This is a genomic window from Xanthomonas nasturtii (assembly GCF_023337365.3).
GTDB classification, from domain to species: Bacteria; Pseudomonadota; Gammaproteobacteria; order Xanthomonadales; family Xanthomonadaceae; genus Xanthomonas; species Xanthomonas nasturtii.
The window spans coordinates 4230902-4243779 of the sequence record NZ_CP142084.2 but is presented as its reverse complement, the minus strand read 5'-3'; the positions used below and the strand labels follow the sequence as shown (position 1 = coordinate 4243779).

11 protein-coding genes, 1 other RNA gene and 1 pseudogene are annotated in these 12878 nt (G+C 68.6%); 7 read left to right on the top strand and 6 right to left on the bottom strand.

The window, feature by feature from the left end:
• Positions 1 to 16: 16 nt before the first annotated feature.
• Positions 17 to 640, top strand: a complete 624-nt coding sequence (locus M3O59_RS18600) for a glutathione S-transferase family protein (RefSeq protein ID WP_275655038.1) — start codon at positions 17 to 19, stop codon at positions 638 to 640.
• Positions 641 to 893: 253 nt separating this feature from the next.
• Here M3O59_RS18600 and M3O59_RS18595 read toward each other — a convergent pair whose 3' ends face one another.
• On the bottom strand, positions 894 to 3116 hold the full coding sequence (locus M3O59_RS18595; protein WP_116905622.1) for a primosomal protein N': 2223 nt from the start codon (positions 3114 to 3116) through the stop codon (positions 894 to 896).
• A 469-nt stretch (positions 3117 to 3585) separates the two neighbouring features.
• Here M3O59_RS18595 and M3O59_RS18590 point away from each other — a divergent pair, with 469 nt between their 5' ends.
• Positions 3586 to 4620: a hypothetical protein gene (locus M3O59_RS18590; RefSeq protein WP_116905621.1), complete on the top strand. Its 1035-nt coding sequence runs from the start codon at positions 3586 to 3588 to the stop codon at positions 4618 to 4620.
• On the top strand, positions 4604 to 5218 hold the full coding sequence (locus M3O59_RS18585; protein WP_064629671.1) for a DUF3106 domain-containing protein: 615 nt from the start codon (positions 4604 to 4606) through the stop codon (positions 5216 to 5218). The genes M3O59_RS18590 and M3O59_RS18585 overlap by 17 nt, the downstream gene beginning before the upstream one ends.
• Positions 5219 to 5418: 200 nt before the next feature.
• Here M3O59_RS18585 and M3O59_RS18580 read toward each other — a convergent pair.
• Positions 5419 to 5602: pseudogene (locus M3O59_RS18580) on the bottom strand (DUF3667 domain-containing protein); the annotation flags it as partial.
• A 188-nt stretch (positions 5603 to 5790) separates the two neighbouring features.
• Here M3O59_RS18580 and M3O59_RS18575 point away from each other — a divergent pair.
• The gene (locus tag M3O59_RS18575) at positions 5791 to 7167 is read left to right on the top strand and encodes an MATE family efflux transporter (RefSeq protein WP_116905620.1); all 1377 of its coding nucleotides are present in this window, start codon (positions 5791 to 5793) and stop codon (positions 7165 to 7167) included.
• 84 nt (positions 7168 to 7251) lie between these two features.
• Positions 7252 to 9153, top strand: a complete 1902-nt coding sequence (sppA, locus tag M3O59_RS18570) for a signal peptide peptidase SppA (RefSeq protein ID WP_116905619.1) — start codon at positions 7252 to 7254, stop codon at positions 9151 to 9153.
• A 64-nt stretch (positions 9154 to 9217) separates the two neighbouring features.
• On the opposite strand, the gene M3O59_RS18565 is transcribed toward sppA, so the two are convergent.
• Positions 9218 to 9433: a hypothetical protein gene (locus M3O59_RS18565; RefSeq protein WP_064629677.1), complete on the bottom strand. Its 216-nt coding sequence runs from the start codon at positions 9431 to 9433 to the stop codon at positions 9218 to 9220.
• 106 nt (positions 9434 to 9539) lie between these two features.
• On the opposite strand from M3O59_RS18565, the gene M3O59_RS18560 reads away from it, so the two are divergent.
• Positions 9540 to 10316, top strand: a complete 777-nt coding sequence (locus tag M3O59_RS18560) for an SDR family oxidoreductase (protein ID WP_064629679.1) — start codon at positions 9540 to 9542, stop codon at positions 10314 to 10316.
• A gap of 60 nt (positions 10317 to 10376) precedes the next feature.
• A non-coding RNA gene (locus M3O59_RS18555) (sX9 sRNA) lies at positions 10377 to 10452 on the top strand.
• A 169-nt stretch (positions 10453 to 10621) separates the two neighbouring features.
• Here the strand turns inward: M3O59_RS18555 and M3O59_RS18550 are convergent.
• From M3O59_RS18550 to M3O59_RS18540, 3 genes are all read right to left on the bottom strand, one after another.
• Positions 10622 to 11266: a DUF4124 domain-containing protein gene (locus M3O59_RS18550; RefSeq protein ID WP_181920524.1), complete on the bottom strand. Its 645-nt coding sequence runs from the start codon at positions 11264 to 11266 to the stop codon at positions 10622 to 10624.
• A 23-nt stretch (positions 11267 to 11289) separates the two neighbouring features.
• Positions 11290 to 12075, bottom strand: coding sequence for a DUF4124 domain-containing protein (locus tag M3O59_RS18545; RefSeq protein WP_116905618.1), 786 nt, complete (start codon positions 12073 to 12075; stop codon positions 11290 to 11292).
• Positions 12076 to 12306: 231 nt separating this feature from the next.
• The gene (locus M3O59_RS18540) at positions 12307 to 12870 is read right to left on the bottom strand and encodes a Sua5/YciO/YrdC/YwlC family protein (RefSeq protein WP_116905617.1); all 564 of its coding nucleotides are present in this window, start codon (positions 12868 to 12870) and stop codon (positions 12307 to 12309) included.
• Positions 12871 to 12878: the final 8 nt, after the last annotated feature.

Below are 12878 nucleotides of genomic sequence, written 5' to 3'. Positions count from 1 at the left end.
CGTGCCCGCTGCAGCGATGCCCGCCATCACGATTTGGGGGCGGCGGAATTCCAGCAATGTGCGCAAGGTGTTGTGGTGCGCGGAAGAAGCCGGCGTGGCCTACACCTCGATCGAGGTGGGCGGTGCATTCGGTGGTAACGACACGCCGGCGTATCGCGCATTGAACCCAAATGGCGTGGTGCCGACCTTGCAGGACGGCGCGCTGGTGCTGTGGGAATCCAATGCGATCGTGCGCTACCTGGCTGCGCAGTACGCGCCGGCGTTGTACCCGCAATCACCGGCCGAGCGCGCGCTGGGCGACCGCTGGATGGACTGGACTACATCGACGTTTGCCGGCGTGTTTCGCGATTTGTTCTGGGGCGTTGTGCGCACACCGGAGGCCGCGCGCGATGCCACACGTATCGCCGCGGCACTGACGCAATCGGGCGAACTGCTGGCACGCGCCGATGCGGCATTGGCACAGCAGCCATATCTGTCCGGCGAGCGCTTTGCCATGGGCGATATTCCGCTGGGCAGCTTTATCTACGCCTGGTTTGAAATGCCGATCGAGCGGCCCGAGTTGCCGCATCTGCACGCCTGGTACGCACGCCTGCGCGCGCGGCCGGCGTACCAGCTTGGGGTGATGACGGCGCTGACCTGAGTTTCAGGTCAGCGCTCAGGCCGGCGTGATGCATTGCAGGCGCCATGCGCCGCCGCCGACCTCGAACGCTGCTTGCAAGGAAGTGGGCCTCGCACATCGCGCGGTCTGTTGGCCTAACGTGTTTGTAGCAGCGCACTTGTGCGCGAGGGCATTGCCGGTAACGCCGCATCGCGCGCAAGCGCGCTCCTGCAAAACGTGAACACACCGTGCAAACCGTGAGTCTGGCGTCGGCTCCGTGTGCGATATGCCTGCACTAATACAGATCGATCGGATCCACATCCAGCGACCAGCGCACGCGGCGCGCCTGTGGCAACGCGTAGACGGCTGGCAGTTGCGCATCGAGCAGTCGATGCAGCGCCGAGCGCTGTTGCGCCGACAACAACAGCTGGGTGCGCTGGAAACCGGCGCGGCGCGGCATCGGCGCCGGCATCGGGCCATAGCATTCCACTGCGGCAAACGCCGGCGATTGCGTACTGCTGTCGGCGCTGGTCAAACCACGCACTGCCATCAGAAATTGATTGGCCGCGGCCACATCCTTGGCTTCGGCACGGAACAGGGCCAGGTGCGCGAAGGGCGGAAATCCGGCCGCTTCGCGCTGCTGCAGTTCGGCATCGGCAAAGGCGTGGTAGCCGCCGTTGACCAGGGTCTGCAGCAAGGGGTGTTCGGGGTGATGGGTCTGCAGCCAGACTTCGCCCGGGCGGTCGGCACGACCGGCGCGCCCGGCGACCTGGATCAGCTGCTGGGAGAGTTTTTCGGCAGCGCGGAAGTCGGCCGAGAACAGGCCTTCGTCGATGCCGACCACCACCACCATGGTCAGCCGTGGCAGGTCGTGGCCCTTGGCCAGGATCTGCGTGCCTACCAGGATGCCGGCCTCGCTGCCGAGCCGGGCAAGCTGGGTTTCCAGTGCGTCGCGGCGCTGGGTGGTGCTGCGGTCGATGCGCACCACCGGGAAGTCCGGGAAGGCCTCGGTCAGGCGCTCTTCCAGCCGCTCGGTGCCGATGCCCTGTGGCTGCAGCGCCAGGCTGGCGCAGGCCGGGCAGGCCAGCGGTGCGGGTTGGCGCGCGCCACAGTGGTGGCATTGCAGGCGTCGGCCGCCGGCATGCACGGTCATCGGGGTCTGGTGCAGCGGTGTGCTGCAGCGCTGGCAGGCCGCGGTCCAGCCGCAGTCGTGGCACAGCAGCACCGGTGCGTAGCCACGGCGGTTCTTGAACACCAGCACCTGCTCGCCGCGCGCCAGCGTGGCGCCGATACCGGCCAGCACCTCCGGCGACAGGCCGTCCTTGAGCGGGCGCTTGCGCACGTCGAGCACGCGCACGCGTGGCGGGCGCGCTTCGCCGGCACGCCGCGACAGGCGCAGATGCTGGTAGCGGCCGGAGTAGGCGTTGTGCAGGCTTTCCAGCGACGGGGTGGCGCTACCCAGGATTACCGGGACATCCAGCGCCTTGCCGCGCACCAGGGCGAAATCGCGCGCGTGATAGCGGATGCCGTCCTGCTGCTTATAGCTGCCGTCATGTTCTTCGTCGATCACGATCAGGCCGGCGTTGGGTAGCGGGGTAAACACCGCCGAGCGGGTGCCGACGATCAGCTTGGCCTCGCCGCGCCAGGCTGCGGCCCAGACCCGCGCGCGTTCGCCATCGGAGAGCCCCGAGTGCAGCGCGTGCACCGGCACCCCCAGGCGCGCGCGGAAACGGCTCAGCGTCTGCGGGGTCAGGCCGATCTCCGGCACCAGCACCAGCGCCTGCTTGCCGGCGGCCAGGCAGTCGGCGATCGCCTGCAGGTAGACCTCGGTCTTGCCGCTGCCGGTCACGCCATCGAGCAGGTAGGTGGCAAAGCCGCTGTGCGCGCGGATCGCGGCGGCGGCGGCCTGTTGTTCGTCGTTGAGCTGCGGGCCGCTGCCGGGGCGCGGCGCAATCGTGTCGGCCGGCACCGCCACGCGTTCGGCGTAGTCGCGCTTGGCCAGGCTGCGCGCGGCTTCGCGCCACTGCGGCAGCAGCGGGTCCAGCTGCTCTTCGCACACTGCGCCGGTGAGCAGTAACGCTGCCAGCAGCGCAGGGCGGCTGCCCGCACGCAGGCTGGCAGCACTGGTACGGCCGGCTTCGGTGAGCTGCCAGGCCCAGGCATGGGTGTCGGCCAACGCCTCGCCGCGGCGCAAGGGTCCGGGCAGGGCGCCGGCCTGGGCCTCGCCGAGCGGGGCGTGGGTGTAGCGGGCCAGCCATTGCAGCGAGCGGGCCAGTTCATCCACCAGCAGCGGCGCCTGATCGCACCAGGCCAGTGCCGGGCGCAGACCGTCGGCCGCGGGCAGCTGCCCGATCTCCACTACCACCCCGACCAGCTCGCGCGGCCCGAACGGCACCCGCACCCGGCAGCCGACCCGGTCCGGGTCAGTCAGCGGCGCACCGGCCGGGGGCAGGTAGTCGAACAGCTGAGGCAGCGGCACCGGCAAGGCGACGCGCAGGGTGGCGATGGGCGAAGACATCCGACCAGTCTACCGACCCTGTCCAGCGGCCGGCAGCGGACCCCGAATCGGCCCAAATCGGCGCCGGCGCGGTCGCCGCGTTTCTGTGACGAAAGTGATAAATCCGACGTAAACCTATGTGAGGGTTAAGGAAACGGGTTTATCCACATTGCCTGTGGATAAACCTGTGAATTAGTCTCGTGCTCCACGCCATGACGGTGGATTCACTAGCCTCTGCAACCTCTTGGACATTTTTTAGCCAACATCCATAAGGCTATTATTTTCAATCACTTAGGCGTGAAACACGATTGCAACAAAGAAAAAACAACTGTTGACAGACGCCTGCGTATCGGTATGTCTGCCGCTGTGCACAACCCGCGGCGGCAACAGCTGCGGCCGGCGTGAAGGTGGAGCGGGGCCGGGCCGATCTGTCAAGCCATCGGCGGGGGGCAATCGCGTCGGTATCATGCCGGCCGATGCTGGAGTTCTCATGACCGTAGTTCCCGACGCCCCCGTGACCCCTGCCGCGCTGTCAGCCTTCCTGCGCGGTGTCGAACGCCGGGGTCTGGTACTCGCACAGTTGCAATGCGGTGACGTGGCCACCGCCGAGCGCGCCCTGGCAGCCGCCTTGCGCGCCTTCAGCAGCCAGGCGGCAGGTCGGCCGATGGCCGGTTGGCCGATGCGCTTCTGGAGCTTGCTCGCCACCGCGCCACCGCTGCGGCGCGAACCGATGCCCGGCACCTGGCTGCCCCCGTTCACTGCGTTGGGCCGGATGCAGACCGCCGACCGCCTGGCGCTGCTGCTGCGGATCGTGGCCGGGCTGGAAGAGGATGCGGCCAGCGAGGTGCAGGGTGTCGAGACGGCGGCCTATCGTCAGTCGCTGGCGCGCGCCTGCCCGCGCGATGCCGCCGGTAACCCGGATGCGCAGGCCTGGCGGGTCCTGGCCGAGGCGGTGCAGCTGGAGCTGCGCGACCTCACTGCGTCGCAATTGACCCGGCTCAGCCAGTTGCGCGATTCGGCCCTGGCCGGGATGCCGCTGCAGCCCGCTGTGCCGGCCGAGGCCGCCCCGACGCCGCCCCGCGCAACCGCCGCACGCGTCCGCCCCAGGCGGCAATGGCAGTGGCCGCGGCTGGATCGTCGCCACGCCGGCATGGCACTGGGCGTGCTGGCGTTGGCGCTGCTGCTGGCCGTGCTGGGCTGGTGGTGGACCCACCGCCGGCCTGCGCTGCCGCCCGAACCGGTCTCGCAGGCGCCGGCCGGCGTGCTGCATGTGACCGACGCAGCGCCGGTGCTGGTGGAAGACCTGCCTGCCGTCGATCTGCCGGATGCCGTGGCCACGCCAGGCCTGGACCCGCGCGACCAGGCCATGTTGGCCGACCCGGATCTGGAGCTGGCGCGCGCTGCAGACCTTTATGCCTGGTATGCAGCCGGCCACCCCGTGCCGGCCGACGAATCCGGCGCGCACGCCACCGCGGCCGAGCAGCCTTCCGCCCCGCTGGAGACGGTCGATGACGAAAATAACTGAGGGGTGCGGCCTGTTGCTCTGCGCGCTTGCCGGCCTGGCCGGCGCGCAGACATTGCCGACGCCGCTGGAAGAAGCCGGCGCCGCGCCGGCTGCGCCCATGCCGGTTGCCGCAACGCCGAGCGTGGTGCCGAACACAACCCCGAGCGCTGCGCAGCAACGCGCGCGCTGGGAGGCATTGACACCCGCGCAGCGGGCCGAGTTGCGCGCCCGCTACGCAGCCTGGAAGGACCTGACCGCCACCGACCGCGTGGTGTTGCGCCAGGCACGCGAGCGTCTGCAGGCCCTGCCTGAGGATCAGCAACGCGCGTTGCGTACGCAGTTCGGCGCGATGGATCGTTTGCATCGCGACGGCTGGCGCCTGGGCTCGCAGGTGGGGGCGTTCTATGCGCAATTGCAACCGTTGATCGGCTACGTGCCGCCCGCCCAGCGCGACGCCATGCTGGCCGCGCTGCGCAGCCTGGATGCCGGCCAGCTGGAGCAGCTGGCGGTGCTGGCACAACGCACCCCGCCACAGGAGCGCGCTGGGTTGCGCGATGCCTTCCTTGCCGAAGCGCCGGCCACGCGCAGCACCTGGTTGAAGCGCCAGCTGGCGCGTTGATCGGTAGCGGCACGTCGCCGCCGCGGTAGGCGCGCGTCTGATGCGTCAGGGTGCGCGTGCGACACCGGTTCAAGCAGGTGCCGGTGTCAGCCAGCACCGCGACAAACGTGTCGTCGCTGTTCGACGCGGTGGTGGGCACAGCGCTGGTCGGGCGCGCATCGGCCTGCAGTTGCGTCAGGCGTCGTTGCGCTTCGGCGTTGGTGCGCGCTTTGCCCGCAGGCGTGGCAGAACGCGCCATGCAATGCGGCCGCACAGTTTTCGCAGGCGGTGGGGTGGTGTGCGGTCGAATCCAGTGACATGAGCCAGGTCCGGTTGGCGGGTCGTGGGAAAGGCGCGTTGCCGAAGGCGTGGTCCCGAAGGAAGGGCGTCTGCGCACGCGTGCAACGTTATCCCGCGCCGGCCCGCTAGCAGCAGCCTCCGCGTTTTTTTGCCCGCCCGCGCTTGCGCGCAGCAGGCTCTACCCAAATGTGCGACAAGGCCGCAGCCGGAAAGTACGCGTAAGATAGCGGGCCCACGCGACCCGGTGCCAGCGCCTCCCGGCACGGCCGTAGTCCGCGCAGCGATCGGTTTTCATGTCTGTTTCCTCTGCACCCCCGTCCGCGACGCCAGGCTTCGCCTCGGAAGTGCGCACCACCGGCCTGCTTGCGTTGCCGCTGGTGCTCGGCCACGTCTCCACTGGCCTGATCGGGTTTGTCGACAACGTCATCGCCGGCCACCACGGCACTGCCACGCTGGCGGCAGTCACCATCGGCACCTCGCTGCTGTGGCTGCCGATGTTGGTGCCGATCGGCACGTTGATTTCGTTGACCGCCTCGGTCTCGCAGCTGATGGGCGCTGGCCGGCAGCGCGAAATCGGGCCGCTGTTCCGGCAGGCGCTGTGGCTGTCGCTGGGGCTGAGTGCGTTGATGTTCGCGTTCCTGAGCGTGGTGCCGCCGCTGCTGCCCACCTTCGGCATTGCGCCGGACATCGTGCCGGGGGCGACCGACTTTCTGCATGCGGTGCGCTGGGGTGTGCCGGCGCTGACGTTCTACTTCTGCATGCGCTACCTCAGCGAGGGCATGCACTGGACGCTGCCGACCATGCTGCTGGGCTTCGGCGGGTTGCTGGTGCTGGCGCCGCTGGGCTATGCGCTGACCTATGGCAAGTTCGGTTTTGCCGAGCATGGTGCCGAAGGGCTGGGCATGGCCTCGGCCATCACCATGTGGGTGCAGGCGAGCGTGTTTGCGTTGTATCTGTGGCGCGCGCAGCGCTTTGCGCATCTGCAATTGTTCACCCATCTGGAAGGGCCGCGCTGGCGCGCCATCGGCGATCTGTTGCGCACCGGCCTGCCGATCGGCATCACCGTGCTGATGGAAGGCGGGCTGTTTATCGTCACTGCGTTGTTGATCGGCCGGCTGGGCTCGACCGAGGCGGCGGCGCATCAGATTGCGATCAACGTCGCGCAGCTGTGTTTCATGGTGCCGATGGGCGTGGCCGAGGCCACCACCGTGCGCGTCGGCCATGCGGTGGGCCGCGGCGACCCGCTGGGCATGCGGCGTGCGGCCTGGGCCGGCTACGCCATCGTGCTGGGCACCCAGGCGCTCTCGGCCAGCGCCTTGCTGCTGGGCCACGACGCCATCGTCGGCGTGTATACCGATGATGTGGCAGTGGCGGCGCTGGCGTCGGGATTGCTGCTGTTTGCGGCCACGTTCCAGTTTCCCGATGGCATCCAGGTGCTGTCGGCCGGTGCGCTGCGCGGGCTCAAGGACACCCGCGTGCCGATGTTCCTGGCGATGTTTTCGTACTGGGGTGTGGGCATGCCGATCGGCGCCGGGCTCGGCCTGGGGCTGGGCTGGGGGCCGCAAGGGATGTGGATCGGGCTGATTCTGGGCCTGACCGTGGCCTCGATCCTGATGGGCTTGCGCTTCCGCCAGACCAGCCGGCGCCTGACTGCCGGCCTGACCCCCTGACTTTCAGCGCATGCCGCGCGCGCTGCGCAGCCGGTATGCTGGACACCATCGATCTGTATGCAGCGTCTTTCGACGGAGCTTTCCATGAACCACCCCGTGCGTCGCAATCCCATCGCCAGCTTTTTCGTCGGCCTGTGGGATGTGATGAATTTCACCCGGCGCCTGATCTTCAACCTGGTGTTCTTCGGTTTTCTGTTCCTGTTGCTGCTGCTGTTCGTGGTGGCGATCGCGCGTGGCGACGGCACCAAACCGCTGGCCGATCGCACCACGCTGGTGATCAACCCGGAAGGCACGATGGTCGAGCAGTTCAGCGCCGACCCGGTGAGCCGGTCGCTGGCCAAGGCGGTGGGCGACAAGAGCGCCGAAGAAGTGCAGCTGCGCGACCTGGTGCGGGTGATCGAGGCGGCCGGCAAGGACCGCAAGATCGAGCGGGTGCTGTTGAATCTGGACAAGTTCCAGCCGTCCGGGTTCGCCTCGCAGCGTGAAGTGGCCGCCGCGCTGCAGAAGTTGCGCGCCTCCGGCAAGCAGGTCGTGGCTTTCAGCGAGAGCATGAGCCAGGGCCAGTACCTGCTCGCCGCGCAGGCCAACGAGGTGTACCTGGATCCGATGGGTAGCGTGCTGCTGGAAGGCCTTGGCCGCTATCGCCAGTACTTCCGCGAAGGCCTGCAGGACAAGCTCGGCGTGGACGTGCACCTGTTCCGCGTCGGCGAATACAAGTCTGCGGCCGAGCCGTACATCCTCGACGCCGCTTCGGCCGATGCCAAGGAAGCGGACCTGTTCTGGATGAACGATGTGTGGCAGCGCTATCTGGCCGACGTGGGCACCGCGCGCAAGCTGAGCCCGGCGCAACTCACCGCCGGTATCGACACGCTGCCCGAAGGCGTGGCCGCCGCCGGTGGCGACCTGGCCAAGTTCGCCTTGCAGCAGAAGCTGGTGGACGGGCTCAAGACCCGCGAAGAAGTCGACGCGCTGCTGATCAAGCGCGGCGTGGCCGACAGCGATGCCGACAGCGGCTTCCGCAATATCGGCTTCAACGATTACCTGAGCCAGTTGCAGGCGCAGCGCTCGCCGATGGACAGCCGCCCGCAGGTTGCGGTGGTGGTGGCAGCTGGCGAAATCAGCGGTGGCGAACAGCCGGCCGGACGCATCGGTGGCGAGTCCACTGCCGCGCTGCTGCGTCAGGCGCGTGACGACGAGGAAGTGAAGGCGGTGGTGCTGCGGGTAGATTCGCCCGGCGGCGAAGTGTTCGCCTCCGAACAGATCCGCCGCGAGGTGGTTGCGCTCAAGCAGGCCGGCAAGCCGGTGGTGGTGTCGATGGGCGACCTGGCCGCGTCCGGTGGTTACTGGATCAGCATGAATGCCGATCGCATCTACGCCGACCCGTCGACCATCAGCGGCTCCATCGGCATCTTCGGCATGGTGCCCAACCTGACCCGCGCGCTGGACAAGATCGGCGTGCACACCGACGGCGTGGGCACCACGCGCTTTGCCGGTGCGTTCGACATCACCCGTCCGCTGGACCCGGCCGCCGGCCAGGTCATCCAGGCGGTGATCAACAAGGGCTACGCCGACTTCACCGGCAAGGTGGCGCAGGCGCGTCACCAGTCGGTGGAGGCCATCGACAAGGTCGCGCGCGGTCGCGTGTGGAGCGGTGCGCAGGCCAAGCAGCATGGCCTGGTGGACGCGTTCGGCGGCATGCAGGAAGCGGTGGCCGATGCGGCCGATCGCGCGAAATTGAGCAAGGGCAAGTTCCGCGTGCGTTATGTGGAAAAGCCGGCCACGCCGTTCTCGCAGTTCATGAGCGGGTTTGCCGGTAGCCGCATGGGCGCGTGGATGCTGGGCGATTCGGGCATGGCCCGCGCACTGCTGGCGCGCTCGTTGCCGGAAGTGGACACGCAGCTGCGCTTCGTCGAAAGCGCCGTGCACGACAGCAAGGCAGGCGGCACGCCGGTCAAGTCGCTGGCGTACTGCTTCTGCGGGTTCTGACCCGTCGCGCTTGGACAGCGATTGCTGTATCGACAACGCCGGCCATGTGCCGGCGTTGTTGTTTCTACTGCGTGGCTGCGTCGATCGCCTTGCGCTGGTCGTCGGCGGCCTGATCGGTCGCGGCCTGCACTGCGTGCGCCTTGTTCAGCGGTTCCTGGATGTGGTCGCGCAAGGCGGTGGCCTGCGGTTCGGGTTTTTGTTCGGTGGGCGCGGGCTGCGGCCGCTGACAGGCGCCCAGCGACACCGCCAGGCAGGCTGCAAGCATCCAATGCGTCTTCATCGTCGTGACCTCGCTCGGGGTGGCGGTATCCTAACGCTCGGCCCACACATGCGCGCCAACTGCGCTGCAGCGGCCGTTTTTCAGCGTCTTGAAGAGGATCACCCACGTGACAATGCACCGTTGGCGGCTGGATGGACAGACCGCCCTCATCACCGGCGCCAGTGCCGGCATTGGCCTGGCCATTGCGCGCGAATTGCTCGGCTTCGGCGCCGATCTGCTGATGGTGGCGCGCGATGCCGATGCGCTGGCGCAGGCGCGCGACGAGCTCGCCGACGAATTTCCCGAGCGCGAGCTGCACGGGCTGGCTGCCGATGTCGCCGACGATGAGGAACGCCGCGCCATCCTGGACTGGGTGGAAGACCACGCCGACGGCTTGCATCTGCTGATCAACAACGCCGGTGGCAACCTCACCCGGGCCGCGATCGATTACACCGAAGACCAATGGCGCGGCATCTTCGAAACCAACGTCTTTTCCGCATTCGAACTCTCGCGTTACGCGCACCCGTTGCTGGCGCAACACGCTGCCTCGGCGATCGTCAATGTCGGCAGCGTCTCGGGCATCACCCATGTGCGCAGCGGCGCACCGTACGGCATGACCAAGGCGGCGCTGCAACAGATGACGCGCAACCTGGCCGTGGAATGGGCCGAAGACGGCATCCGCGTCAACGCGGTGGCGCCGTGGTACATCCGCACGCGCCGCACCTCCGGGCCGTTGTCGGATCCGGATTACTACGAACAGGTGATCGAACGTACGCCGATGCGCCGCATCGGCGAACCGGAAGAAGTCGCCGCGGCGGTGGGGTTCTTGTGCCTGCCGGCCGCCAGTTACATCACCGGCGAATGCATCGCGGTGGATGGCGGATTCCTGCGCTACGGGTTTTAGAGCAGCTAACCAAACGACGGCGCGGCCGTCAGGCGGGCGCAGTCGGTGCGCGAAATTGGCATGTACCACCCGTACACTCCGGCTCTGAGCGCGCCGCCCGCACCCACCTGGCGACCGCTCGCGAGGTTGTGTAGCCCACTCTTAGCCTGCCTGCGCAGAAGCCAGGCGACAGCGATGGTGCGGCTCAGTGCACCACGCACGGCATCCGGTCATCGCTGACGGTTGCCAATGGCTTTAACGCACCGGCGCGGCAAACGCAGGGCCGTCAACCTGACTGCCCTGCACTGGACCGCTGGTTGCTCCCATCACGGCGTAGCGGATGGATTAGCGCAGCGGCTCTCGTCGAGCACCCGGCGCATCTGCTCGTAGCGTTGCTTGCGTTCGGCCGATTGCGCTTCGTCGGAGAAGCGCCAGGTGGATTCGGCCTGCTCGGCACGTTTGCGCCAGGCCTCGCACAGGCTCTGGTCCGGCACCGGCGCGCAGCGGTCGGTGACCACTTCGCAGGCGCTACCACCACCGGTCGCCGGCCCGCCGGCCAGATTGGTGGTCTGCATCGGCAGGCAGCGCGTGGCCGGCTCGCGGTCTTCGGTGAAGTACCGTCCGTTGTCGTGCGCAGTGCATTCGAACAGCGGCGGCGGTGGTAGCGTCGAGGTGGAGGTCGCTGCCGGCACCGGCGTGGTAGCGGGCGTCGCTGCTGGCGCGGCAGGCGCTGGCGCGGCGGTTGGCGCAGCAGCGCGTGGCTGCGTCGCACGTGCCGGCGCTGCGGTTGCCGCTCCACCCGGCGCGAATGGCACTGCGGCCGGTGCGGTCATCAGCTTTTTCTGTTGCTGCATGCCTTTCGGGCACGGCATGTTCTGCACCGTCAGCGCACCGGTCGGGTCGGTGCAGCGGTAGATCGCCACTTCCTGCGCGCCGGCCACCGAAGCCACCGCCAGCATGCTCACCGCCATCAGGCCCGACAGCCGCCAGCGCCTCATACGCCGCCACAATCGCGTTGCTGGCGCGCTTCGATACCGCGTTGTTCGCGGCTGAGATCCTGACGCTCGCTCTGCAGCGCGCTGTTGTAGCGGCGGATCAGCTCCCAGCGGCGGTCGGCCAAGCGCGCGCAGACTTCCTGTTCGGGCAGGGCATGGCATTCGTCGCGGACCTGCACATTGCCGTACGGCACGATCACCGTGCCGCCATAGCCGCCGCCGTTGTAACCGCCCTGATAGCCCCCTTGGTAGTTGCCGCCTTGGTAGGTCTCTGCGCCGAAACTTGCGCTGCCACGGATGCTTCCCCGTCCCGAGCCGCCCTGCACCGAGATCGCCGGGCGCGGATTGACCGAGATCGGCGGACGCTGGATGCCGCCGCCGCCCGGCACGCCAATGGCATTGCCCACATAGGCCGGGCCCCAGGTCGGTACCCAGCGCGGATTGCCTTCCGGGCTGTCGCTTGTGTAGCGGCTGCCGTCTTCGGTGGTGCACTCGTACATGGGCTGTGGCGGTTGCACGGTGACGATGCGGACCTCGCGCGTGGCCGGTGCGGCGACCGCTGCCGGCGCTTGCACCCGCGCCGGACGCGGCGGTGGGTCCTGCGGGCGCTGCATGTCCAAGACCTGCTGGCGGCCGCCGCTGCACGGCGCGTCCTGCAGGGCGACGGTGCCGCTGCTGCTGACGCAGCGGTAGACCCGCACATTCGGGTCCGGTTTGTTCGCAGGAGTGGCCGCCGACGCAGGCAGCGCCGTGGCGAGCAGCAATAGAGTGAGGACGGTGCGCATGGCCGCAGTGTGCGCGTCTGCCCGGCTGCCGCAAAGGGGGCGCGGCTGAACGGCGTTGCGGGTGCGTCGGTGGCGACACGTCACCTGGCTTGGAGCTGCTGCCAGTGGGCGGGCAGTCGTCAGGTGAGCGAGGACGACGCGCAGACGCCGGAGCGTATGAGGTGGAACCCACCGAATCCGAGCACCTGCCGCGTTCGCCTCGTGCCGGCGCCGGCGTTTATCGGGCCGCTGTCAGTCGCGCAGGATCTGGCCGCTGCGCGCGTCGCGGATCTGGGTTGGCTGCGCCAGCGCGCCTACCTCGCCGTCCACCACGCCGTCGATCGTCGCCAGCAACGCCGGGTCCAGCGCCTCGCGGCTGCGTGCTGGCGGCTCACCGGCCAGGTTGGCGCTGGTGGACACCAACGGCGCGCCCCAGGCCGCGCACAGCGCTGCCACCAACGGGTGCGCGCTGATGCGCACCGCCAGCCCGTCATGCTCGCCGGTGACCCAGCGCGGCGCCTGTGCGGTGACCGGCAGGATCCAGGTATGCGGGCCCGGCCAGCTGGCCAGCACGGCTTGGCGGCGGGCCGGCTCCAGCGCGTCGAGATCGATCCAGTCGCGCAACACGTCCACGCCGGACGCCACCACGATCACGCCCTTGTCGACCGGGCGCCGCTTGATTTCAAGAAGGCGCAGTACGGCCGCTTGCTGGCGCGGGTCGCAACCCAGCCCCCACACCGCTTCGGTCGGGTAGGCAATCACGCCGCCCTGCGTCAGGGCGGCGACGGCGCTTTCCAGGCTGAGTGCGTGGGTCATGCCGTACC